Source organism: Pseudorhodoferax sp. LjRoot39 (genome assembly GCF_964253035.1).
Classification (GTDB): domain Bacteria; phylum Pseudomonadota; class Gammaproteobacteria; order Burkholderiales; family Burkholderiaceae_C; genus Pseudorhodoferax.
Window position 1 is genome coordinate 13,107 of the sequence record NZ_CAXUQL020000002.1, and the last position, 23,644, is coordinate 36,750.

General features: G+C 72.6%; 24 protein-coding genes. 7 read left to right on the forward strand and 17 right to left on the reverse strand.

Going from position 1 to position 23,644, the window contains the following annotated elements:
• Positions 1–109 precede the first annotated feature (109 nt).
• The 6 genes from ACSQ4M_RS35130 to ACSQ4M_RS35155 are packed head-to-tail and all read left to right on the forward strand — an operon-like array spanning position 110 to position 6,553.
• Positions 110–1,684, forward strand: coding sequence for a phytoene desaturase family protein (locus tag ACSQ4M_RS35130; RefSeq protein ID WP_436194142.1), 1,575 nt, complete (start codon positions 110–112; stop codon positions 1,682–1,684).
• A 23-nt stretch (positions 1,685–1,707) separates the two neighbouring features.
• Entirely contained in the window at positions 1,708–3,033 is a 1,326-nt protein-coding gene (locus tag ACSQ4M_RS35135) for an MFS transporter (RefSeq protein WP_436194143.1), read from the forward strand.
• Positions 3,030–4,064, forward strand: coding sequence for a hypothetical protein (locus ACSQ4M_RS35140; RefSeq protein WP_436194144.1), 1,035 nt, complete (start codon positions 3,030–3,032; stop codon positions 4,062–4,064). The genes ACSQ4M_RS35135 and ACSQ4M_RS35140 overlap by 4 nt, the downstream gene beginning before the upstream one ends.
• Entirely contained in the window at positions 4,061–4,492 is a 432-nt protein-coding gene (locus ACSQ4M_RS35145) for a nuclear transport factor 2 family protein (protein WP_436194145.1), read from the forward strand. Before ACSQ4M_RS35140 ends, ACSQ4M_RS35145 begins: the two co-directional genes overlap by 4 nt.
• A gap of 8 nt (positions 4,493–4,500) precedes the next feature.
• Positions 4,501–5,325: an SDR family NAD(P)-dependent oxidoreductase gene (locus ACSQ4M_RS35150; RefSeq protein ID WP_436194146.1), complete on the forward strand. Its 825-nt coding sequence runs from the start codon at positions 4,501–4,503 to the stop codon at positions 5,323–5,325.
• A complete protein-coding gene (locus ACSQ4M_RS35155) occupies positions 5,318–6,553 on the forward strand; it encodes an MFS transporter (RefSeq protein WP_436194147.1) in 1,236 nt (411 codons plus the stop codon). The genes ACSQ4M_RS35150 and ACSQ4M_RS35155 overlap by 8 nt, the downstream gene beginning before the upstream one ends.
• On the opposite strand, the gene ACSQ4M_RS35160 is transcribed toward ACSQ4M_RS35155, so the two are convergent.
• Positions 6,550–7,512, reverse strand: a complete 963-nt coding sequence (locus ACSQ4M_RS35160) for a porin (protein WP_436194148.1) — start codon at positions 7,510–7,512, stop codon at positions 6,550–6,552. The two genes, ACSQ4M_RS35155 and ACSQ4M_RS35160, sit on opposite strands and share 4 nt — an antisense overlap.
• 110 nt (positions 7,513–7,622) lie before the next feature.
• Entirely contained in the window at positions 7,623–8,606 is a 984-nt protein-coding gene (locus ACSQ4M_RS35165; protein WP_436194149.1) for a Bug family tripartite tricarboxylate transporter substrate binding protein, read from the reverse strand.
• Between the two features lie 156 nt (positions 8,607–8,762).
• Between ACSQ4M_RS35165 and ACSQ4M_RS35170 the strand changes: the two genes are divergently transcribed.
• Positions 8,763–9,389, forward strand: a complete 627-nt coding sequence (locus ACSQ4M_RS35170) for a glutathione S-transferase family protein (RefSeq protein WP_436194150.1) — start codon at positions 8,763–8,765, stop codon at positions 9,387–9,389.
• On the opposite strand, the gene ACSQ4M_RS35175 is transcribed toward ACSQ4M_RS35170, so the two are convergent.
• The 15 genes from ACSQ4M_RS35175 to ACSQ4M_RS35245 form a co-directional block, all read right to left on the reverse strand.
• Positions 9,344–9,700 carry a nuclear transport factor 2 family protein gene (locus tag ACSQ4M_RS35175; protein ID WP_436194151.1) on the reverse strand — a complete coding sequence of 119 codons (357 nt, stop codon included), beginning with the start codon at positions 9,698–9,700 and terminating at the stop codon, positions 9,344–9,346. The genes ACSQ4M_RS35170 and ACSQ4M_RS35175 overlap by 46 nt on opposite strands.
• A gap of 23 nt (positions 9,701–9,723) precedes the next feature.
• Positions 9,724–10,260 carry a flavin reductase family protein gene (locus tag ACSQ4M_RS35180; RefSeq protein ID WP_436194152.1) on the reverse strand — a complete coding sequence of 179 codons (537 nt, stop codon included), beginning with the start codon at positions 10,258–10,260 and terminating at the stop codon, positions 9,724–9,726.
• A complete protein-coding gene (locus tag ACSQ4M_RS35185) occupies positions 10,257–11,048 on the reverse strand; it encodes a TetR/AcrR family transcriptional regulator (RefSeq protein WP_436194153.1) in 792 nt (263 codons plus the stop codon). The genes ACSQ4M_RS35180 and ACSQ4M_RS35185 overlap by 4 nt, the downstream gene beginning before the upstream one ends.
• A 3-nt stretch (positions 11,049–11,051) precedes the next feature.
• A complete protein-coding gene (locus tag ACSQ4M_RS35190; RefSeq protein ID WP_436194154.1) occupies positions 11,052–12,278 on the reverse strand; it encodes an acyl-CoA dehydrogenase family protein in 1,227 nt (408 codons plus the stop codon).
• A gap of 78 nt (positions 12,279–12,356) precedes the next feature.
• Entirely contained in the window at positions 12,357–13,292 is a 936-nt protein-coding gene (locus ACSQ4M_RS35195) for a quinone oxidoreductase family protein (protein WP_436194155.1), read from the reverse strand.
• Between the two features lie 34 nt (positions 13,293–13,326).
• A complete protein-coding gene (locus tag ACSQ4M_RS35200; protein WP_436194156.1) occupies positions 13,327–14,571 on the reverse strand; it encodes an MFS transporter in 1,245 nt (414 codons plus the stop codon).
• An 18-nt stretch (positions 14,572–14,589) separates the two neighbouring features.
• Positions 14,590–15,495 (reverse strand): DMT family transporter, encoded by a 906-nt coding sequence (locus ACSQ4M_RS35205; RefSeq protein ID WP_436194157.1) that lies wholly within the window; start codon positions 15,493–15,495, stop codon positions 14,590–14,592.
• A 19-nt stretch (positions 15,496–15,514) separates the two neighbouring features.
• Positions 15,515–16,282, reverse strand: a complete 768-nt coding sequence (locus ACSQ4M_RS35210; protein WP_436194158.1) for an SDR family NAD(P)-dependent oxidoreductase — start codon at positions 16,280–16,282, stop codon at positions 15,515–15,517.
• The gene (locus ACSQ4M_RS35215) at positions 16,276–17,379 is read right to left on the reverse strand and encodes a phosphotransferase family protein (protein ID WP_436194159.1); all 1,104 of its coding nucleotides are present in this window, start codon (positions 17,377–17,379) and stop codon (positions 16,276–16,278) included. The genes ACSQ4M_RS35210 and ACSQ4M_RS35215 overlap by 7 nt, the downstream gene beginning before the upstream one ends.
• Entirely contained in the window at positions 17,376–18,371 is a 996-nt protein-coding gene (locus ACSQ4M_RS35220) for an SDR family oxidoreductase (protein ID WP_436194160.1), read from the reverse strand. Before ACSQ4M_RS35220 ends, ACSQ4M_RS35215 begins: the two co-directional genes overlap by 4 nt.
• 21 nt (positions 18,372–18,392) lie before the next feature.
• Positions 18,393–20,636, reverse strand: a complete 2,244-nt coding sequence (locus ACSQ4M_RS35225) for a CoA transferase (protein WP_436194161.1) — start codon at positions 20,634–20,636, stop codon at positions 18,393–18,395.
• Positions 20,637–20,697: 61 nt separating this feature from the next.
• Positions 20,698–21,246, reverse strand: coding sequence for a glutathione peroxidase (locus tag ACSQ4M_RS35230; protein WP_436194162.1), 549 nt, complete (start codon positions 21,244–21,246; stop codon positions 20,698–20,700).
• Positions 21,243–21,785 (reverse strand): carboxymuconolactone decarboxylase family protein, encoded by a 543-nt coding sequence (locus ACSQ4M_RS35235; RefSeq protein ID WP_436194163.1) that lies wholly within the window; start codon positions 21,783–21,785, stop codon positions 21,243–21,245. Before ACSQ4M_RS35235 ends, ACSQ4M_RS35230 begins: the two co-directional genes overlap by 4 nt.
• 8 nt (positions 21,786–21,793) lie before the next feature.
• The gene (locus tag ACSQ4M_RS35240; RefSeq protein WP_436194164.1) at positions 21,794–22,966 is read right to left on the reverse strand and encodes a thiolase family protein; all 1,173 of its coding nucleotides are present in this window, start codon (positions 22,964–22,966) and stop codon (positions 21,794–21,796) included.
• Positions 22,967–23,236: 270 nt separating this feature from the next.
• Positions 23,237–23,632 (reverse strand): VOC family protein, encoded by a 396-nt coding sequence (locus ACSQ4M_RS35245; protein ID WP_436194165.1) that lies wholly within the window; start codon positions 23,630–23,632, stop codon positions 23,237–23,239.
• Positions 23,633–23,644: the final 12 nt, after the last annotated feature.

The following is a 23,644-nucleotide window of genomic DNA, read 5'->3' on the forward strand; positions in this document are numbered from 1 at the left end:
CATGGGGTTTCTACGGGTCAATCAGCTGCCTGATCGTCATCAAGTGCCCGCATAATTTGAACACTTTTGTCAATTGTGACTCAATTAAGAAAGAGTTCAAGGAGCATCGATGGAATCTGTGCAGTACGACGTGGCGATCGTCGGCGGCGGCCACAACGGCTTGTCCGCCGCCTGCTACCTGGCCATGGCCGGCAAGAAGGTGGTGGTCATCGAGGCGCTGGACAAGGCCGGCGGCATGGCCACCTCCAGCTACGCCATCCCGGAGGCGCCGCAACACCTGGTCCACACCTGCGCGCTGGACCTGATGTCCTTGCGCGTGCATCCGATGATGCCGATCGAGCTGGAGCTGGAGCGCCACGGCTTCAGCCAGGTGGAGATGACGCCGGGCTATGTCTACCTGCATCCGGACGGCAGTTCGCTGGTGTTCTGGCGCGATCCGCAGAAGACCGCGGCCGAGATCCGCCGCTTCTCGGCGGCCGATGCCGAGGCCTTCCTGGCGTTCATGCAGGTCATCTACGCCTTCATCGACATGGCCGTGCCGATGATGCGGGTCGACCCGGCGCGCCGCAACATCGGCGCGAAGTGGCAGGCCCTGCGCACGCTGATGCGCAACAAGCACCTGAAGCCGGACATCATGGCCCTGCTGTCGGGCTCCGCCTATGCCGCCATCAAGGAGCGCTTCGAGCACCCGGTCACGGTGTCGGCGCTGTGCGCCCTGGTCGGCGCGGCCGGGCCCATCACCAACGACGGCACCGGCATCTACTTCGCGCTGCTCGGCTTCCTGCACCGCTTCGGCGTGGGCCGCGTGGTCGGCGGCATGCACAAGCTCAGCGGCGCGATGACCGCGCGGCTGAAGGAGCTGGGTGGCGAGCTCCTGCTGTCGGCGCCGGTCGAGGAGATCGTGGCCGCCAACGGCGCCGTGCAGGGCGTGCGCCTGGCCGGCGGGCGCGTGGTCAAGGCCCGCGCGGTGATCGCCACGCTGCACCCGAAGATGGCGCTGGAGATGGTGACGCCCGGGCAGATCGAGAAGCGGCTGCTCACGCGCGTGGCGCTGGCGCCGGCCAATGCCCACGGTGGCGCGCCGCTCAAGGTCGACGTGGCGCTGCGCGGGCAGGTCTCGTTCGGAAGGTATGAGGCCCTGCGTCCCGACGGTCTGAGCCTGCGCAAGAGCGTGCTGCTGATCGGCACCGAGGAGGCCGTGCTCGACAACTTCCGCTGCGCCGCACGCGGCGAGGTGTCCGAACAGCCCTACATGTGGATCACCGCGCCGAGCGCCGTGGACCCGACGCAGGCACCCGCTGGTCAGGACGTGGCCTATCTCTATCCGATCGCGATGCCGGTGAACCCGCGCGAGGGTTGGGATGCCATCCGCGCCGATGTCGGCCAGCAGATCATCGAGCAGGCCGACGGCTACATGGAGGGACTGGTGGAGTTCGAGATCGGCCGGCGCGTCGAGGCCGCGCCCGACCTGGCCAAGCGGCTGAACGTGCACAACGGCTGCGTCGTGCACATCGACACCTCGACGACGCGCTCGGCCGCCATGCGCCCGGCCGCCGGGCTGGGCGGCGACACGCTGCCCGTCAAGGGCCTGTACCTCGGTGGCGCCGGCATCCACCCCGGTGGCGGCATCAACGGCCTGCCCGGCAAGCTGGCCGCCAGCCGCGTACAGCGCTTCCTGCGCTGATGCCAGGCCCAGGGCCCAAGACGGTGAAGCCTGCAGCCGCCACCACGGCGCCCGATGGCGAGTTCAGGGCGGGCTGGCCGACGCTGCTGATGGCCCTGGCCGGCGTTGCCACCAGCGTGTCCGCGCTGCTGATCTACACGCTGGGCAGCTTCATCGTGCCGCTGGAGACCGGTCTGGGCTGGGACCGGGCCGACCTGCAGCTGACCGTGAGCTTCCTGGCCGCCGGCGGCGCGCTGTCGGTCAACCTGGCCGGGCCGCTGAACGCGCGCCACGGCATGCGCCGCGTCACGGCCGTGTCCGCACTGGCCGTGGCCGCGGGCTTCCTCGCGATGACGCAGCTGCAGGGCTCGGTCGGCTGGCTCTATGCCGCGTACTTCGTGCTGCCCTTCGTGGGCCTGGGCACCACGCCGGTGACCTGGAGCCATGCCGTGAGCCTGCGCTTCACGCGCCACCGCGGGCTGGCACTGTCCATCGTGCTGTGCGGCACCGGCCTCACCGCCGCGCTGCTGCCGCCGCTGCTGTCGCAGGCCATGGCCCAATGGGGCTGGCAGGCCGGCTATGCCGTGCTGGCGCTGGTGGCGCTGGCGATGTGGCTGTCGCTGGCCTGGCGCGGCCTGCCCGGCCGGCTGCCGCCGCCGCAGGCCGCCGCACCCGGCGCGCCCACGCCGCCCGAGGTGCAGGGCGAGCCTTTCGCCCGCGTGCTGCGCAACCGCAAGTTCTGGCTCTGCAACCTGGCGCTGGGCCTGGTGGTCTCGGCCATCTACGGCATGGCGGCCAACATCCTGCCGGTGCTGCGCGGCCTGGGCCTGTCGGCCGCGCAGGCCGGCGCCATCTTCAGCAGCTTCGGCGTCGCGCTGATCGCCGGCCGCATCGTCGTCGGCCTGCTGATCGACCGGCTCTGGGCGCCCGGCGTGGCCGCCGTCGCGCTGGCCCTGCCCGCCGTGGGCTGCACGCTGCTGCTGCAGGCCGATGCGCAGACGCCGCTGCTCTGGCTGATCGTCGCCACCGCGCTGTGCGGCATCGGCTCGGGCGCCGAGTTCGACGTGGCGGCCTACCTGGTCTCGCGCTACTTCGGCCTGCGCGACTACGGCCGCGTGTTCGGCCTGCACCTGAGCCTGGTCACGGTCGGCTCCGCGCTCGCCCCCTTCGCGTTCGCCGCCATGCTGCGTGGCAGCGACGGCTACGACGCCATCCTGGCCTCGTGCGCGCTCGCCTGCGTCGCCGGCCCGCTGCTGCTGTTGCTGATGGGCCGCTACCCGCGGTTCAGCCCTTCCGAGCCCCGGCTCGACCCTCGGACGGCCGATGCCGCTGCGCGGCCGTTCCCCCAACCCAAGGAGACGATGACATGAGAGTGTTCGAAAAGCCCACGCTGCAACGCGGCGACTTCGCGTTCCAATGCCTGGCCGGCCCGCAGCAGGTCAGCGGCGAGAGCCTGTTCGACCTGCGCGACCACTTCGGCCTGAAGCTGACCAAGCACATGCCCTTCGCCGTGCTCAAGGACGACGAAGGCCACGGCTACGCCATGGTGCGGGCCGTCAACGCGCCCGGCACCTCGCCCAACCCCACCCGCTTCATCTACCAGTCCACGCGGCTGGACGGCCAGAACTACCGCATCGACAAGCCGCGCTCGGCCGCCCAGGCCCGCACCGAGTTCGCCACGCGCGCGTTCGAGAACGGCGCGGCGGTCTGGACCAACCAGCCCGGCGAGGAAGGCCAGCCCTGGCGCATCACCGCCTCGGGCGAGCGCCTGACCTGGAAGGAGGAAGGCCTGTTCGACCTGCAGGGCCCGCTGCTGGGCACCGGCATGCAGTGGTACCTGCCGGGCCGCGACTGGGGCACCTTCTACGTCTCGCAGGTGTACGACCTGCAGGGCACCTGCGAAGGCCGGCCGGTCAAGGGCCTGATCGCGCTGGACCAGGCCTGGATGGCCGAGGGCGGCGCCATCCACTTCAAGAAGGACCTGGTCGTCAACAACAACATGCACGTCATCTGGTGGACCTTCGCCACCGTCTACAAGGACGGCACCTGGGACGTGGGCTCGTTCATGGTCGGCCACGACCACCTGGGCTACGCCATCTTCCAGGACCACACCGGCAAGGTGCGCGTGACCACCGACATCGAAGGCCTGGCCTCGCACAAGCCGGGCAGCTACTTCGTCGACAAGGCGCGCATCGTGCTGGAAGGCGGCGAGGAATGGGAGTTCCTGCCCGACGCGCGCGGCGAGATGGTGGACTTCGTCGGCGGCTTCCCGATCACCGCCCAGCAGCAGGGCCGCTGGCGCCGCGTGGGCGACACGCGCGAGCCCGACCGCTGGCTGGGCTGGGGCGAGAGCGACCGGCGCAACGGCAGCGCCCGCAACGTGCGCGGAGCCGACCTGTGAGCGCCGCCGCCCCCGCCCCCATCGACCCGGCAGCGGTGCAGCGCTTCATGCACGGCCAGGTGGCCTGCTGGAACGCCCACGACAAGGCCGGCTTCCTGGCGCTGTACCGCGCCATGGCGCCCGAGGCGCTCGACATCGAGTACGTGGGCCGCGACGACCAGCAGGACGGCTGGTTCGTGATCGAGGAGATGTGGGACAAGCACAACCGGCAGATCACGCTGGACGTGGTGACCTGCATCGTCAACGGCCACGAGGCGGCGGCGCACCACCGCAACTGCATCGTCGGCACCGACCTGGCGATCGAGAGCCTGGAGACCTACAGCTTCACGCCCGGCCGGCTGTCGATCCGCTACTTCCTGAAGCCGCCGCCCACCCAGGGCCTGGACCTGGCGCAGTTCCGCGGCTTCGCAGCCGCACCGGCGGCATGAAGCCCGCCATGCCGCCCCTGCCGGCGGTGCGGCCCGGCCGTTTCGACGGCCAGGTCGCCATCGTCACGGGCGGCGCCTCCGGCATCGGCGAGGCCACCTGCCGGCGGCTGGTGGCCGAGGGCGCGCAGGTGGTGGTCGCCGATGTCGACGGCGCGCGCGCCGGCGCGCTGGCCGATGCGCTCGGCCCGGCCGCCTGGGCCCAGGCCTTCGACGCGGCCGACGTCGCCTCGATCGAGCGCGTCGTGCGCACCTGCGTGGAACGCCACGGCCGGCTGGACGTGCTGCACAACAACGCCGCATTGAGCTCGCCCGAGGTCCATGCGCGCGACCGCAACGCCATCGAGATCGACTTCGACACCTGGGACCTGGTGTTCGCCGTCAACCTGCGCGGCTACCTGGCCGGCTGCAAGTACGCGCTGCCGACCATGATCGCGCAGGGCCGCGGCGCCATCGTCAACACCGCCTCCACCGGCGGCTTCGCGGGCGACATCACGCGGCTGGCCTACCCGGTCAGCAAGGCCGCCATCGTCGGGCTCACGCGGCAGATCGCCACGCAGCACGGGCGCCAGGGCATCCGCTGCAACGCGGTGGCGCCAGGCCTGGTGCTCACGCCGGGCACGCGCGGCGCTGCGGCGAGCGTGATCGAGGTGATGCAGCGCCACCTGCTGGTGCCCGAGTTCGGCGAACCCGAGGACATCGCCGCGCTGGTCTGCCATCTCGCGTCCGCCGAGGCGCGCTACATCAACGGCCAGACCTACATCGCCGACGGCGGCATGCTGGCGCACAACCCGACCATGGCGGACCTGATCGACGTCGTCGCGCGTGGTGCCTGAGCCCCGCGACCCGGCGACCCTGCGCGCCACGCTGGCCAGCCCGGCATTCGCGCGGCTGTGGCTGGCCTGGCTGGCCGGCAACGTGGCCATGTGGATGCACGAGGTCACGGCCGCCTGGCGCATGGCGCAGCTCACCGACGACCCGCTCATGGTGGCACTGGTGCAGGCCGCCGGCACGCTGCCGCTGTTCCTGCTCGGCCTGCCCAGCGGCGCGCTGGCCGACCGCTTCGACCGCCGGCGCGTCTACGCCGTGGCGCAGGCTGCGCTGGCCGTGGTCGCCATCGTGCTGGCCGTGGTGGCCGCCACCGGCACCGCCACGCCCATGCTGCTGCTGGCGCTGTGCGTGGCCAACGGCATCGGGCTGGCGGTGCGCTTCCCGGCGTTCGCCGCGCTGGTGCCCGACCTGGTGCCGGTGCACCAGTTGTCCGCCGCGCTCACGCTCAATGCGCTGGCGATGAACCTCACGCGCGTGGTCGGTCCGCTGATCGCCGGCGCGATGATCGCCATGCTGGGCAGCGCGGCGGTGTTCGCCGCCAACGCACTGATGGCGCTCGTGGCCTGTGCGCTGGTGCTGGGCGCGCGCGTGCCGCAGGCCGGCCCGGCGCCGGTGCGTCGTGTCCACCCGCCGCTGGCGGCGGCCATCGCCGAAGGCGTGCGCTACACCGTGCGCACGCCGCAGCTGCGCGCCATCGTGCTGCGCGCCTTCGTGTTCTTCGTGCAGACCATCGGCCTGGTGGCGCTGATGCCGCTGCTGGCGCGCCGGCTCGGCGACGATGCCACCCTCTACACCGCCATGCTGGCCGCCGCCGGCGCGGGCGCGGTGCTGGTGGCGCTGGCGCTGCCGCGCCTGCCGTCGGTGCGCCCGCGCGGCCGCGTGGTCGATGCCAGCGTGCTGGCCTATGCGCTGGCCACGGTCGTGGCCGTGCTCGCATCCAGCCTGTGGCTGGTGCTGCCCGCGCTGGCGCTGTCGGGCGCGGCCTGGCTCAGTGGCGTCAACACGCTGACCATGTCGGCCCAGCTGCTGCTGCCGCCGGCGCTGCGCGCGCGCGGCATGGCCATCTACCAGATGAGCATCATGGGCGCCAGCGCCGGCGGCGCCGCGCTGTGGGGCGCGCTGGCCAGCCGCAGCTCGGTCGCCACCGCGCTCGTCGCCTCGGCGCTGCTGGGCCTGGCGCTGCTGCCGCTGACGCGCCGGCTGTCGATCGAGGACGCCGCGCGGCCCGCCTAGAAATTGTGCTGCAGGCCGATGTCCACGCCGGTCCGGTCGGCCCAGGCCTCGGTGTCCCGAGCGATGTTGGCGTACAGGAAGCTGCGTTTGGACAGGTGGTGGTTGTAGCCCAGCGCGTACTTGCGGCTGATCGTCTGCTTGCCGCTGGTGTTCTCCAGGTCGCCGTAGACCAGCTTCAGGCGACCTGAGGCGATCGGCAGGTAGGCGCCGACGATCCAGCTGCGGCGCTGCTCCAGCGTGTCCGTGCGGCCACGGCCATAGCCGCCGGCCAGCGTGACCGGCCCGACCTCGGTACGCGCGGTGGCGAAGTGCCAGTGGTCGTGTCGGCCGCCCGGGTCTTCGTAGCCATAGCCCAGATACACCGGGCCGGCGCGGTAGGTCAGGCTCAATCCCTTGGGCCGCCTGGCCGTCGCGGGCGCCGGCAGCGTCGTGGAGTTCGGATGGCTGGCGTTCGCGATCTGCGCCTGCATGCCGAAGTCGCCGGCGTCGAACTTGTAGGTCATGGCACCGTCGTTGCGCACGGTACCGATGTTGCCGTTGCCGAACGCCACCATCGACGACACGCCGGTGTGGATGAACGGGTCGGGCGTCATCTGCACCTCGACATAGCCGGCGATGTAGTCACGGCCGAACGACAGGCTGCCCCAGCCGCCCTTCAGCCCGACGATGGACTGCCCCTGCCAGAAGCGCACGGCGGTGGACTCGCCGGTGTTCGAGCGCAGCCGGTGCTCGAGCCAGAAGAAGGCCGACAGCCCCCCACCCAGGTCTTCGGTGCCGCGAAAGCCGATGCGGCTCTGGGCGCCCTCGCCCATGCCATTCGTGCCCTGGGCGGTCTTGCTGCCGATCTTGTTGACATAGCCGGCATCGAGCTTGCCGAACACGGTGACGGAGGATTGGGCCGCGGCGATGCCGACGGTACCGAGGGCTGCCACGGCGGACAGCAGTTGCTTGTATTGCACGCAGGGTGCTCCAGGTGCGCGCAGGCTGCGCCCGGCCCCTGGGGCCGGCCGCGCCTGCACTGAGGATGAAAGGACGCGCGAAGCCGCGCGAACGGGAAGGGGCTGGTGGCCTACTCGGCCTGGATGCCGGCGTCGCGGACGATCTGGCCCCAGAGCTGGCTTTCCTGCACCACGAAGCGGCCGAACTGTCCGGCCGGCAGCACCGTGGGCACTGTGCCCAGGCGGTCGTTGGCGGCCTTGGCCGCCGGCGTGGCCGCGGCGCGCGCCAGCAGCGCGTTGAGCCGGTTCACCACCTCGGGCGGGGCCTTGGCGGGCAGGAACACGCCGAGCCAGAAGCCGATGTCCATGCGCTGCACGCCGGCCTCCTCGAAGGTGGCGAGTTCAGGTGCGAACGGACTGCGGGCGGCGTCGGTCACGCCGATCGGCCGCAGCTTGCCCGACTGCACGAAGGGCATGCCCGACAGGTCGGTGAACAGCATGTCGACCTCGCCGCTGACCAGATCCGGCAGCGCGGCGTTGCCGCTGCGGTAGGGCACGCCGACGATGTCCAGTCCGGCGGACTTGCGCAGCACCTCGGCCGGCAGCCGGCTCGTGATGCTGGTGTAGGCGAACGAGAACTTGCCCGGGTTCTTGCGCACCAGGTCGACGAAGCTGGCGATGTTGTCGACCGGCATCTTGCGCTGGTTCACGTACAGGATCATCGGCCCCTTGGCCACGGTATTGACCGGCGTGAAGTCGGCCACCGGGTCGTAGGGCAGCTTCTTGAACACGTGCGGATTGCCGGTGAAGGCCACGTTGCCGGTCACCAGCACGGTGTAGCCGTCCGGCGCGGCCCTGGCCACCGACTGTGCCGCCAGCATCGCGCTGGCACCCGGCTTGTTCTCCACGATGGCCTTGACGCCCGCCTCGGCCGCAACTTCGGCGGCGAGCGCACGCACCAGCACATCGGGCGCGGCACCTGCGGTGAACGGCGTGACGAAGGTGATCAGCTTGTGGGGGTACGTGGGCGCGGCCGTCGCCACGGGTGCAATGGGTGCCGCCAAACCTGCCATGGAGGCGGCCCAGCTGCAGGCGATCAACATACACAGCGACATGTTCGGTCTCCAGAAAGTTCTATTTGAAGAATGTGGTTCTGATATTAGATTGTTGATGCCACATCCGTGACAAGGTAAACCCTGAACACTTTTCTGTTTTGTGTCTATTAAATTCGTTCCATGCTGCGCGCCGGCAGCTGCACCAGGGAACACGCCATGCTGACCTTCTTCCACGCCCCCGGATCGTTCTCGTCGCGCATCGCGTGGCTGCTGGAAGAACTAGGCGCGGAAGTCCGCGTCGTCATCGTGGCGGCCGGCCCGGGCGCGCCGGTGCCGCCCGGCGCCCTGCCCGGCGACCCGCCGAATCCGCATCCGCACGGCTATGCGCCGGCCCTGCTGCACGACGGCCACGTCGTCACCGAGTCGGGCGCCATCGCGCTGTACCTGACGGACCTGCACCCGCACAGCCCGCTCGGCGTGCCGCCCGGCCATGCGCTGCGCGGCGCCTACCTGAGCTGGCTGTTCTACCAGGTCGGCGTGGCCGAGCCGCTCTACTACATGAAGGGCGCGGGCCTGCTGGCGCAGGACCGGCCGATGACGGCGCTGGACCGGCAGATGGCCCACCACATCGAGCACACGCTGCGCGAGGGCGGCCCCTACCTGCTGGGGGAGCGCTTCACCGCGGCCGACGTGCTATTCATGAGCCTGTTCGACCACGCGCGGGCCCTGCTGCCGCACAGCGCGGTGCTGGCGCGCTACCTGGCCCTGGCGGACCGGCCGGCGCGCCAGCGCGCGCTTCAGTGGAAGACGCGCAGCGTCACCGAGCCCTCGCCGAACTCGTAGATCTCGATGCCGGTGCTGAACTCGGCCTTCTCGGCCCACAGGTTGCGGTAGTAGCAGGCGACGCTGGCACCGTTGACGATGACCTCGACCGGCTGGATCTTCACCAGCCGTGCGTAGCCGTCCCACATGGACTGCAGGCCGGCCCAGGCGGCCTCGCCCGTCATGGTGGCCTTGCCCACGTACTCGATGGTCAGCGCCCGGGGCGCGAACTCGCGGTACAGCGCGATGAAGTCGTCGTGGTTGCCGCTGTTCCAGGCGGCGGCCTGGCGCACGATGAAGCGGCGGATGGTGGCGGTGTCGGGAATGCGCATGGTGATGCCCTCGGGTTGGAGTGTCAGGAAGATGCGGCGGCGTCCGGGCTGGCCAGCACGTGGTAACGGCCCTGGAAGTACAGCAGCGGCTCGCGCTCGGCGTCGGTCTCGAAATGCCGCACATGGCCGATGAAGACCAGGTGGTCGCCCGCGTCGTGGATGCCGTAGGTGTCGCAGGCGAAGTGCGCGACCGCGCCCTCCAGCCAGGGCACGCCCGGCGAGCGCAGCGACCAGCCGATGCCGGCGAAGCGGTCTTCCACGTGGCGCGAGGCGAAGCGGCTGGACAGCGCCTGTTGCGCGCTGCCCAGCACGTTGATGCCGAAGCTCGGCACGCTCATGAAGCGGCCCAGGCTGGCGGAACGGCGGTCCAGGCAGAACAGCACCAGCGGTGGGTCCAGCGAGACCGAGGTGAACGAGTTGGCCGTGAGGCCCACGGGCGCGCCGTCCTCGTCGGTGGTGGTGACCACGGTGATGCCGGTGGCGAACTGGCCGAAGGCATTGCGCAGCGCGCGCGGGTCGACGCCGGCGGCGACCGCGGCCGCGAGGTGCGGGGCGTTCATCGCAGCGGCTCCGCTGGCGCGCCATCGGCCGCCTGGATCTGCGCCGGCCGCCACCACGGCAGCGTGGCGCAGCGCTGCATCAGCAGCTGCCAGGCCTGGTCGGCCGCGCGGCGCGCGGCAGCGCGCGTCATGCCCAGGCCGCACAGGACGCCGCGGGCCAGGGCCGTGGCGTAGGCGGCATCGAGCCGGGGCAGGCGCTGCACGCGGCGCGAGCCTTCCATCGAGGCACCGATGGCCAGGTCGATGGCCGCCTCCAGCGACTCGAAGTGCAGCACGCCGGCCTGGCGCGCGGCCAGCAGCTGGTCGGTCACCACCATGCCGTGCAGCCGGCCGGTGGCGAAGTAGGCGCCGAAGTCGACGCTGGCGGTGCAGGCCACGTGCGTGGGGTCCATCGCCGAACGGCACAGGCTCAGCAGCGGGCCGACGGCGATGCGCACGGCCGGGTCGGCGATGTCGCCGAACAGCCGCTGGAAGGTGTCGACCATGTCGTCGGCCATGCGCTGGCCGAGCTCGGGCAGGATCTCCTCGATGGAATCGAAGTACTTGTAGAAGCTGCCGCGCGACACGCCCGCCACGCGCACCACGTCGTCGATCACGGGCCGCAGGCCGGGCGTGGAGCCGGCATAGGCCTGCAGCGTGGCCTCGACCAGCCGCTCGCGCATGCGTTCGCGCTTCTCGGCGGCGACGCGGCTGCGGAAGTCCTGGTCCGGCGCCTGCACGGCGGCGACGGTGGCCGCGCGGCGGCGCGGGGCCGGCACGGGCGTGGCGGCGGGAGGGGTCTTGCGCATGGTTCAGGCGCCCGCGTCGATGCGGGCCAGCAGCTGCAGGTTGGAGTCCAGCCCCAGCAGCGCCCGGCCGTACAGCTCGGACGACAGCGCGCTGTTGAGCGCGGTGTGGCGCGTGCCCACGCTCAGGTCGCGCCAGTAGCGCTGCAGCGGGCTGGCGGCGGCGAAGGCACCGGGGCCGGCCACGTCCATCAGGCGTTCGCCGGCGCGGCGCAGGTGGCGCATGGCATGGCCGCAGTCGGCCTGCACGCGCGCCTTCTCGAAACCGGTGAGCGGGCGCTGCTGCGCCGTCTCGTCGACCGCCGAGACCGCGCGGCGCACGTGCAGCCAGGCCGCGTCGATGTCGAGCGCGGACTCGCCGATCTGGTTGACGAAGACCTGCGAGTCGGCCTGGTTGGCGTACTTCCAGCCGATGATGGGACGCTGCCTGGCCGAGGCCACCACGGCGTCGAGCAGGGCCGTGGCCGCGCCCAGCATCGGCGACAGCACGCCCAGCGGGAACAGCGGCTCCACCGGCCAGCGGTCGCGCGGCTCCAGCGCGGACGCGGCGGCCGAGACCGGCTGGCCGGCGCCCTGGCGCATCTGCGAGAAGCGCAGCACGCGCGTGCGCGGCACGGCGACCTTCTCGGCCACCACGGTGTTGCTGCCCGAGGCGGCCAGCCCGGCCACCTGCCAGGTGTCGCGCACCGTGACCTGGGCGCCGTCGATCTGCAGCAGCGCGAAGCCGGCGTCCACCACCTGGCCGTCGCGGTCGAGGATGCGCACGCCGTTCAGCGCCCAGTCGGCATGCAGGCAGCCCGAGGCATAGCCCCAGGCGCCGTCGATGAGGTAGCCGTCGCCGGTCTCGCGCGCGGTGCCGGTCTGGCCGGCCACGCTGCAGACCAGCTCGTTGCCGGTCTGGAAGACCTGCCCGGCGACCACGGCCGGCATCGAGGCCACCGAGGCCGTGACGCCCGACAGCAGGCCGAACGCCCAGGCCGTGCCGGCGCAGCCCTTGGCCAGCTCGGCCACGGTCTCGACGTGGGTGATCAGCTTGTGGCCGGCGCCGCCGGCGCGGCGCGGAAACATCATGCGCAGCAGGCCGGCCTCGCGCAGTGCGCGAATACTCTCGTCGCTGGCGCGCCGGTCCTTCTCGGCCGCGGCGGCGTTGGCCGCGAGCAGGGGCACCAGGCTGCGGGCCACCGCCACCGGATCGGTGACGGCGGGGAAATCGGTCGTGGCTTGGGTCGTCATCGAACACCTCTCGGTAGTGGCAATGACGCCGATTAAATCAACACCAACGTCACAATGACATTGGTGTTTATTCTTATATCAGGCCTTGCGCTCGCGCACGCTGGTGGTGATCTTGCCGTGCGGGCTGGACACCTGGGCGGCCCAGGCCTGCGGGGCCTGATCGAACGTGAAGTGCTGCTGGTCCACCTCGAACGGCTGCTCGCGGTGCAGCTGCAGCAGCCGCTCCCAGATCGCCTGCCGGTCGGCCGGCGGGCGCTGGCCGGTGCCGATGCACGACAGCGTGCGGAACAGCAGGTCGGCGATGTCCAGCTGCACCTGGCGGCCCGCGCCGGTGCCGATGGTCAGCACGCGCGCGCCCCAGCGCGTGGCCTTGAGCGCCGCGATCATCGGCGCGCCGCACACCAGGTCGAGCACCACGTCGAAGCCCTCGCCCGCGGCCTGCTTCAGCGCGGCGGCGTCGTTGTCGCCGCCCAGCTGCACCACCGCGTCGGCCCAGCCCCTGGACTTGAGCAGCGCGAGCGCCGGCCCGGAGCGCGCGGCGCCGACCACCCGGCCCGCGCCCAGGCGGCGCGCCATCTGCAGCGCGAGCTGGCCCAGCGTGCCGGTGGCGCCCAGCACCAGGACCTGCTCGCCGGGCTGGATGCGCGCCTGCTCCAGCGGCACCCAGGCGCCGGTGGCGGCAATGCCCAGCGTGATGGCCGTGGCATCGTCGATGTCGTCGGGCACCGGCCAGACCTCGGCGGCGGGCACCAGCGTGCGCTCGGCCCAGGCGCCGAAGGGCTGCACCGAGCGCTCGCCGAAGTACACGCGCCGGCCGGCCGGGTCGCGGCCCACGCCCTCGCCGCGGATCACGCACGGGAACTCGATGCCCAGGCGGTAGGCGCCCAACACGTCCCAGCCGCCCAGGCCGGCGGTGTCGACGTCGATCAGCACGGCGCCCTCCTGCGCCACGGGGGCACGGAAGTCGGTCAGCACCGGCGTGGCGCCGCGCTCTGCGATCACGGCCGCCTTCATGCGCGGCTCCCCGGGGAAGAAAGCTTCAAGGTGTTCATCGTTCAGACTCCTGGTTGAAAGAAACGGGATCGGCCGGCGCGGGCCGCACGCCGCGCGCCTGCCAGGCGCCGGCACCGGTGGCCAGCGCCATCAGCCAGAACAGTGGCGCGGCCCCCAGCGAGGTGCCGAGCGCGCCGAAGGCCAGCGGCATGGCCGCCATCGAGAAGTGCACCGTCATCGAGCGCACGGCCAGCGCCTCGCCCTGGCGCTCCGGCGGCGCCACGTCGTGCACGCTGGACAGGATGGCCGGCTGCACCGCGCCCAGCGCCAGGCCCAGCACCGCGGCGGCCAGCGCCATGCCGGTCACGCCGCCCAGCAGCGGGAACACGCCGAACACGGCGGCCACCAGCGCCAGCGCGCCGCCCATGACCCAGCGCGGCGACAGCCGGTGCGCCAGCAGCGGGATCAGCAGCCGCACGGCCATGGAGGCGGCGGCATAGGCGGCCAGCACGCTGCCGATGGCCACGGCGCTGAGGCCGCGCTCGTGGCCCAGGATGGGCAGCGCGAAGCCGAACACGTCCCAGCTCGTGGCCACCAGCCAGTTGACGAGCAGCAGGCGGCGGAACGGCGCGGCGCGCAGCAGCTCCCAGGCCGGGCGGGGCCGCGCCGGCCCCGGGCCCGCGTCCACGGCCTGCAGCCGGCCGGTGTCGCGCGGCACCGCCTGCGCCAGCAGCAGCATGGCGGCGGGCAGCAGCGCCAGCGCGGCGAAGGCGCTGCGAAAGCCCGCGTGGTCGATCAGCACGCCCGCCAGCATCGGCCCCAGCAGCCCGGCCACGGCCGGTGCCATGGCCACCCAGCTGAAGATGCGCAGCCGCTCGGCGCGGCTGCGGGCCATGCGGCCGGCGCTGCGCTGCACGGCGATCATGCCGAAGCCCGAGCCCGCGCCGCACAGCGCCGCCGCGGCGCACAGCGCGGCATAGTGGCCGCCCAGCGCGGCGATGCCCGTGCCCAGCAGCGACAGCGCCCCGGCGATGCGCGCCGGCCGGTGGTAGCCGTGGCGGTCGGCCATGCGCCCGGCCGGCAGGGCCAGCACGGCCGGCAGCAGGCCGAACAAGGCCATCAGCAGGCCCACGGCGGCCGGCCCCTGGCCGCCATCGAGGGCCTGCAGCGGCGCGGCGAGCCGCACGCCCTGGGTGCAGGCATGCAGTCCGACCTGGCACAGCACCAGCGCCGTCAGCGCGGCCGGCAGCGCAGGCGGGGGCGTGTCGCCCGCGTCGGTGCCGGCCAGCGGTTCGGACATGCCTCGGCCCATGCGTCTTCAGGACGCGCGCAGGGCCACGGGCCCGGCCGGCCGGGCGGGCCACAGCACGGCCACGATCGCCGCGACGATGGCGGCGATGGCCGCGCCGTCCTGCCAGTGCAGCACCTCGCCCAGCCACCATGCGCCCGACAGCAGGCCCAGCACGGGGATCAGGCTCACGCTCACGCTCGACGCCACCGGCGGCAGCGCGCGCGCCAGCGCGAACCAGGCCGCATGGCAGAAGCCGAAGATCAGCACGGCGTTGTAGGCGATGGCGCCCCAGGTGCTGGCGTTCGGCCAGGCGCGGGGCGGCGCTTCGGTCAGCAGCGCCAGCACGCAGACCACGGCCGTGGTGATGGCCGTCATCCAGAAGGCGATGGCCAGCGTGGGCACGGGCAGCGTGGCGCGCCGCAGCTGCTGCGTGCCCAGCGCCCAGATGGCGGCGCCGAACAGCAGCGTGGCGGCCGCCACCGGCGCGCCGCTCAGGCGCGAGAACTCGTGCCACAGCAGCAGCAGCACGCCCACGCCGGCCGAGGCCACGCCGAACAGCTGGCGCCCGTCGAAGCGCTGCCCATACAGCAGCAGCCCCCACAGCGCCGAGAACACCGGCATGGTGTAGCCCAGGATGGCCGCGCGGCCCGAGCTCAGATGCGGCAGCGCCAGCATCAGCGCCACATGCCAGACCACCATGTTGGTCAGCGCCAGCCCGGCCACCGGCAGCCAGTAGCGCCGCGGCAGCGCAAACGGCACGCGGCACCACGCCAGGCCGATGGCCAGGCAGGGCAGGCCCAGCAGCATGGACAGCGCACGAAAGCCCATCGGCGGGTACTGGCCGACGGCCAGCTTCATCACGGGCCAGTTCACGCCCCAGAACAGCGTGAGCAGCACCAGGGCCAGGGTCTGGGATCGGGTCAGTCGGAGCATCGGTCTTGCGTGGGTTGCATCAGGGAATCATCAGGCCACCGTCCACCGCCAGCGTCTGGCCGGTGATGAAGCGCGCGCCCTCGCCGAGCAGGAACACCAGCACCGGCGCCATGTCGCGGTCGGGGTCGCCGAGCCTGCCGCCGAGCGGGATGGCGCGGGCCATCATCGTGTCGTGCGCCTGCAGCTCCTCGGCCGACATGCGGGCACGGTGGGCCTCGTACATCGGCGTCCACATGCCGGGCGCGAGCGCGTTGACGGTGATGCCGTGGCGCGCCCATTCCTTGGCGACGGTGCGTGTCCAGCCCAGCACGGCGGCCTTGGCGGCCGAGTAGTGCGCACAGCCCGGCAGGCCCATGACGCCGGCGGCCGAGGCGAAGTTGAGGATGCGCCCGCCCCGCTCGCGCAGGTGCGCGAACGCGGCCTGGTTGGTGTGCAGCGTGCCGCGCGCGTTGACGTCGAACATCAGGTCCCAGTCGGCGTCGGCGATCTGCTCGGCCGGCGCCGCGCGCTCGACCCCGGCGATGTTGACCAGCGCATCCAGCCCGCCGAGCCGCTCGGCCGCGGCCGCGAACGCGCGTTCGACCTCGCCGCGGTCGCGGATGTCGCAGTGCAGGTAGTGCGCCGTGCCCGGGCCCTGGGCCGTGGCGCCGGCGGCGACCTCGCGGCCCGCGGCGTCGGCGACGTCGAGCGCCGCCACCTGGGCACCGGCGGCGACCAGCGCGCGCACGGCACTGGCGCCGATGCCGCCGGCCGTGCCGGTCACGATCACGCGGTGCTTGGTCAGCATGGCAGGCTCTCCTTCAATCGGTTGGCGGTGTCGTCTTCGATGCGGGCCAGCGCCTGCGCCACCAGGCGCTGCGCCGAGGCGTGGTGGCGCTCGCCGATGGTCGTCGGCGCCAAGCCGGCGCAGGCGCGCGCATGGCTGCCTTCGAGCAGGATGGCCAGCTTGTAGCCGGCCAGGGCCACGTACCACGGCAGCTGCGCCAGGTCGCGCGGGCTGCCGGCGCGGTAGTGCGCGACCAGCTCCTCGGGCTGCGGGAAGCCGTCCCAGGGCTGCACGTGGATGGTGCCGGCGCCGTGGCCGCTGGCGTCGGGCCAGGTGGCCAGCAGCCAGCCCAGGTCGAGCAGCGGATCGCCGATGGTGGCCAGCTCCCAGTCGACGACGGCCGCGATTTCGGGCGCGTCGGGGCGGAACATCACGTTGGACAGGTGGAAGTCGCCATGCAGCAGCCCCGGCGTGAAGCGGGCCGGCATGTGGGCCGCCAGCCACTCGCCCAGCGCCTGCAGGCCCGGCACGCCGTCCGCGCCGGGCCAGCCGGGCAGCCCGGCATAGCCTTGCAGCTGCTTGCGCCAGCGCGGCACCTGACGTTCCAGGAAGCCCTTGGGCCGCCCGAAGCCGGCCAGGCCGGCACGCTGCGGGTGGACCTCGCCCAGCCGCAGCAGCGCATCGACCATGGCCAGGCCCATGCGGTGGCGCCAGGCCGGGTCGGCGGCAGGCGGCGCCGGCAAGGGCCGGCCGGAGGGGTTGAAGCCGTCCACCGGTTCCGTCAGGTAGAAGGGCGCGCCCAGCACGGCCGCGTCCAGGCAGGCGCCGAGCAGGCGCGGGTGCGGCACCTCGGTGGCGGCCAACGCCTTCAGCACCATGGCCTCGCGGTCGATGGTGGAACTGCCGGCCGGCCGGCCCGGCGCGGGCCGCCGCAGCACGAAGCCCTGGCCGCCACGCGCGAAGCGCAGCAGCAGGTTCTGCGTGCCGCCGGCCAGCGGCACGGCGCTGCCGATGGGGCCCTGCCCCAGCCCCTCGGCGTCCATCCACGCGGCGAGCCGGTCCAGGTCCACCGCCGCCTGCCAATCGGGCACCGCCCGGGTGGGCGTCGAGCTGTTCATCCGAGCACCGCCTTGAACTTCTCGCGCGCGGCGCGTGCGGGCGTGGGCCGGCGGCAGGCCGGGAACAGGCTGCCGCTGGGCTGGTACCCGCGCAGCAGTTGCCGGGCCACGGTGGCCTTGTGCACCGCGGTCGGCCCGTCGGCCAGGCCCATCTGGAAGGCGCGGTTCACCAGGCCCGCGAACGGCATCTCCTGCGACACGCCGACCGAGCCGTGTGGGTGCAGCGCACGCGCGACGATGTCGTGCAGCAGCCGGAGCATGGCGGCCTTCACGGCCGAGATGTCCTTGCGTACCTTGCCCATGGGCGATGCCAGGAACAGCGCCACATGGGCCATGTCCTGCGGCGTGCCGAGCCGGCCCAGCGGGATGCGGCGCAGCGCGGCGTCCAGCCGCTTGGGGTGGGCGGTGGTGATGCGCGTGAGCTTGGTCTCCACCAGCCCCGGCGCGATGCCGTTCACGCGGATGCCGTCGCTGGCCCAGGCCTCGGCCAGCGCGCGCGTGAGGCCGAAGGCCCCGGTCTTGGAGGCGTTGTAGGCCGGGTTGCCGCGTGTGGAATGGAAGGCCGCCGCGGAGCTGACGACGACCATCGCGCCGACCGCCGCCTTCAGCGCGGCATGGCAGCGCGCGGCGCAGGCCATCAGGCTCGTGCGGTTGACGGCCAGCACGCGTTCGAAGCCGGCGGTCTCGCACTCCTGCCGGTCGTACAGCACCGTGCCCTGGGCCTGCACCAGCACGTCGAGCCGGTCGAAGCCCAGCGGCACGGCGGCGATGCGCGCGGTGTCGGCCACGTCCACCTGCGTGTAGTGCAGGCCGTCCAGCTGCGAGCCGGGCTCGTTCGCATCGTCGGCCGCGCCGGGCCGCGTGCCCCAGACGTGCACGCGGGCACCGCGCGCCAGGAAGGCGCGGGCGATGCCATTGCCGATGCCGCTGGAGCCACCGACCACGAGCACGCGCCGGCCGCTGAAGTCGAGAAGGTCGGGTGGGGTCGTCATGGCGCCAAGGCGTTTGCGGGTTCACACGCGCAGCAGGCCGCGCTCGGCCAACTGGTCGATCTGCGCGGGCGCCAGCCCCAGGGACAGCAGCACCTCGCGGCTGTGCTCGCCCAGCGCGGGCGGCGGGCGCTGCAGCGCCAGCGGCAGGTCGCCGAAGTCCCACAGCGCGCCGACCTGCTCCAGCGTGCCGTAGACCGCATGCTCGTAGCGCGTGCGCAGCGGCGCGTTGGCGGGGTCGTCGAAGAAGGGATCGAGCGGCGCCTGCAGCACCGGCGCCGCGGGCACGCCGGCCTGTGCCAGCGCGGCCAGCGCCTGCGCCGTGTCCTGCGTGGCCAGCCGCTCGGCGGGCGCGGCGCCAGCGCAGGCGGTCCAGGCGGCGAGTTCCTGCGGCTGCGTGGCGGCCACGGCGATCCAGCCATCGGCGCAGCGGTACAGCCGGTGCGCGGCCGACACGCCGGTCTGCCCGGCGTCCAGCCGCTCCATCGGCGTCATGCGGCCGTCGTCGGCGCCTTGCACGGCCTCGCCGGCCGTCAGCAGCATGGCGCCCAGCAGCGACGAGGCCGTGGCCTGGCCCTCGCCGGTGCGGCCGCGCCGGTACAGCGCCAGCAGCAGCGCGAACACGCCCGACAGCGCCGCCAGGTGGTCGCCCACGCCGAAGCGCAGCCACAGCGGCGGGTTGCCCTCGCCGCCGCTCTCGACCTCCCAGCCGCAGGCGGCCTGCATGAGCTGGTCGAAGCCGGGCCAGTCGGCGCGCGGCCCGGCGGGGCCGTAGGCGCTGATGTGGCCGGACACCAGCGTGGGGTGGATGGCGCGCAGCGACGCGTCGTCGATGCCCAGCTTGCGCGCGGCCGGCATGCGCACGTTGTGGTGCACCACGTCGGCCCAGCGCACCAGCGCTTCGAGCGCCGGCTGCGACGCGGGATCGCCGAGCTTGAGCGCCACGCCGCGCTTGCCGCGCTGGGTGCCGGCGAAGGCGCGTTCCAGCCGGCGCATGGCGTCGCCAGCCGGCGGCTCGACCTTGACGACGTCGGCCCCCAGATCGGCCAGCAGCATGCAGGCGAAGGGGCCGGCCAGGTAGGCGCCGAGGTCCAGCACCTTGAGGCCGTGCAAGGGCGGCAGCGGCGCGGCGGCGGGCGCGGCCCTGGCGGCCTTGGCGCCTTGAGGGGCGGCGGGCACGGGCGCGGCGGTGTCCACGCCCAGCGCGCGCAACGGCCCGCGCACCCGGGCCGGCGGCGTGACGCTGTAGGCCGGTCCGGGCTGCAGCGTGCGGCCGAGCTGCGGATCGTCCACCGCGACGACGTAGCCGTTCAGCCGCGCCTGCGCGTCGCCGTAGATCTCGCCGAAGGGCAAGGCGACCTGGGCCGCCACGTCGTGTTCCCAGAAGTGGCGCACCCAGTCGTCGGCCGTGCGGGTCGCGATGATGCGCCGGTTGGCGCCGAAGTTCGGCGCCACATGGCTGGGCGGCCACTCGGCATTGGCCTGGGCCACGGCGGCCTCGCCCATCGCGGCCAGCGCCTCGGCCATCCAGGGCGCCCGGTCGGGCGAGTAGTGCACATGGATCCAGCGGCCGTCGGCGCACCGGTGCAGCGGGATCGGCAGGCCCTTGTGCAGGCCCTTGGCGAAGGCCGGCGTGGGCGTCGCGGCGCGCGCCCAGTGCATGGTCATGGGCACCAGCGCGGCCTGGGCCAGGCTGGTGCGGGCCAGGCCGCCATGGCCGTCGCGTTCGCGTGCGATCAGCCGCGCCAGCACGCCGATGGCGCTGAGCCAGCCGGCGATCCAGTTGGCGAACGGCATGCGGATGAAGACGGGACCGGGCCGGTGCCCCGGTTGTTCGTCGAGGACGCCCAGCCTGGCCAGGACCAGGGTTTCGCGCAGCGGCGTGTCGGCGCAGGCGTGCTGGCGCGGCCAGGCGCCGATGGCGCCCACGACCAGCCGCGGATGGCGCGCCGCCAGCGTCTCGTCCGCCAGGCCGCGCGCGCGGGCGGCGGCCGGTGGCAGGTCGTGGATGAGCACGTCGGCCGCCGCGAGCTGCTGTTCCAGCGCGGCGGCATCGGCCGGATCGAGCACGAGGCTGCGCTTGCCACGGTTCAGCACCGCGAACAACGCCGTGCCGCGCGCCGGGTCGCCGGCCGCTGCCTCGATCCTGCGGACCTCGGCACCGGCCTCGCTCAGGTGCAGGCCGGCGCTCCAGCCGGCGATGCCGCTGGCCAGCTCCACGACCACGAGGCCGTGCAGCACGCCGGGTTCGGAAGTGGCGATGGGCATCTTGTCTCCTGCCTTGTTGTCGGGTGGCCGGGTCCATCGCGCCCCCGGGAAATGCGCTGTGTCAGCCGAGCGCGGCCTCGATCGCCGCGACCAGCGCCGGGTCGTCCGGTGCGGTGTCGGGCGCAAAGCGGCCGAGCACGCGGCCGTCGCGGCCGACCAGGAACTTCTCGAAGTTCCAGGTCACATCGCCTTCGTGCCTGGGCAGCAGGCCGTGCTTGGCCAGCGTCTGGCGCAGCTGATCGCTGCCCGATTCGCGCGCCACGGGCTGGGCGGCGATCAGCTCGGCGTACAGCGGATGGCGCGGCGCGCTGTTGACCTGCAGCTTGCTGAACATGGGAAAGCGCACGCCGTAGTTGGCGCTGCAGAAGGAGGCGATCTCCTCGGCCGAACCCGGCTCCTGCGCGCCGAAGTCGTTGCTCGGAAAGCCCAGCACCTGCAGGCCGCGCGGCTGGTAGCGCTCGTACAGCGCCTCCAGCCCCGTGTACTGCGGCGTGAGGCCGCACTTGGAGGCCACGTTGACGATCAGCAGCACCTGGCCGCGGTAATCGGCCAGCGTGGCCGCGCTGCCGTCCAGGCGTTGCAATGCGATGGTGTAGAGGGAGTTGCTCATGCGTCTGCCTGGGTCCTTGCGTTCGTGTCTGTGTCTGCATAGGCCTGCTGCACCAGGGTCATGCGGCCGCCGGCCAGCATGAGTGCGCAGTACAAATTGAGTTCGACCACCTGCGGCACGCTGAACACCTGCTTCAGCGCGTCGAACACGGCGTCGTCGATGGCCAGGGGATCGGCCGCGAACAGCTCGGCATAGCGCAGCGCCGCCCGCTCGGGCGCGCTGAAGTGCGCGCTGTCGGCCGACAGGCAGGCCAGGTCTTCGTCGCTCACGGTGTCGCTCTTGCGCGCCAGCTGGCAGGCCTGGCAGGTGGTGACCGCGGCGATGCGCAGCCGCACCAGTTCGCGCAGCCGCGCATCGAGCAGGCTGTCGGTGTGCAAGGCCTCCAGCGTGGCCAGCCAGGCCTGCGCCACCTGCGGGCGGTGCGCCCAGACCTGCACCGGCACCGGCGTGCTGAGCGTGCCGCTGGCGCGCCCGCGCTCTACGGCCGCGCGCAGCGCGGGGGGCAAGTCGGCCAGCGGGACGAGCGGAAGCCGCGCCATGTGCCCTCTCAGCCCAGGCGCTCGATCAGCGTCGCCGTGCCCAGGCCGCCGGCGCAGCAGATCGCCTGCAGGCCGTAGCGCGCGCCGCGGCGCTCCAGCTCGTGCAGCATGGAGGTCATGATGCGCGCGCCGCTGGCACCCAGCGGATGGCCCAGCGCGATGGCGCCGCCGTTGACGTTGAGCTTGTCCTGCGACACGCCCAGCTCGTGCATCCATGCCAGCGGCACCGGGGCGAAGGCCTCGTTGACCTCGAACAGGTCGATGTCCGCCGGCGTGAGCCCGGCCTGGGCCAGCACGCGCCGCGTGGCGTCGATCGGGCCGGTGAGCATCAGCGTGGGGTCGGAGCCCACGGTGGTGAAGGCCTTGATGCGCGCGCGCGGCTTCAGGCCATGGCGTTCGGCCGCGGCGGCCGACATCAGCAGCAGCACGGCCGCGCCGTCGGAGATCTGCGAGGAGTTGCCGGCCGTCATCAGGCCCGCGGGCCGGAAGCTGCTCTTCAGCGTGGCGAGCTTGTCGGCATGGGTGCCGGGGCGGATGGTCTCGTCGGCGGCGAACAGCGCGGCCTCGCCTTCGATGGACTTCTCGCGCAGGCCGACCACCGGCACGGGCGCGATCTCGCGGCGGAAGTGGCCGGCCTCGGCGGCCGCGGCCGCGCGCCGGTGGCTTTCCACTGCGAAGGCGTCGAGCTGGGCGCGCGTGAGGCCCCAGCGTTCGGCCACGCGCTCGGCGGCCTCGCCCTGGCTGGTGAGTTCGAAGCGCTCGGCCGCCAGCCAGCCGAAGGCCTCGCCGTGCAGGTCGCGGTTGCTGCCCATGGGCACGCGGCTCATGTTCTCGGCACCGCCGGCGACCACGACCTCGGCCGCGCCGGCGTGGATCAGCCCGGCCGCCAAGTGGACCGCCGCCTCGCCGGAACCGCATTTGCGGTCGATCGTGAGGCCGGGTACGGCTTCCGGCCAGCCTGCCCCCAGCAGCGCTGTGCGCGCGATGTTGGCCGACTGCTCGCCGATCTGCGTCACGCAGCCGAAGACCACGTCGTCGACCAACCCGGGTTCCAGCCCGGCCCGACGCAGCAACTCGCCCAGCACATGGGCCCCCAAATGATCGGCACGCACGCCGGCCAGGCTGCCGCGGAATTTGCCGATCGGCGTGCGAACGGCCTCGACGATGACGACATCGCTCATGGCCGCCCCCGCCTCACAGCGCATGTGATGCACGGGCCCATCCGGCTGGCGCCCACCACCAGCACTGACATGTTGTTTTCGATCATTTCCTGATTTCCTTCGATCCTCGATGTGCGGACCGTTCGCACGGGGCCCGGACGCCCACGCCGGCTCGGGTGGAAGACGTCACGGGGCCAAAATCACAATTCTTCATGAAGAATAAAATTCTAATATTGAAATTCATATCCTTGAACAGAGGAAACACCGACCTGTTGCGCGAACCGCCTCCACTCAGGGCGGCGCCGCGCCGGGACGGGGCTCCCCGGCGTCGAAGTCCACCTCGACCTCGCAGCCGTTCGGGTCCTCGAAGAAAACCTGCCACGTACGGAACGGCGCGGGCGCGCGGATCAGCTTGTGCGCAATGCCATGCTGCCCGAGCAGGGCGAGAAAGCCGCCCAGGCCCTCGCCGGCGTAGGCCATGTGGTCGAGCACGCCGCGGCGGGGCTGCGGCATGGCATCCCGCTCGATGACGTGCAGCACGGCCTGGCCGTTCAGGTAAAGCCAGGCACCGGGCACGCTGAAGCCGGGCCGCGGTCCCTCGGAAAAACCGAGGCGGCCGTAGAACGCGATCGTTTCCTGCAGGGCATCGGTGACCAGGGTGAAATGGTCCATGCGCTGGATCATCATGGATGGCTCCTT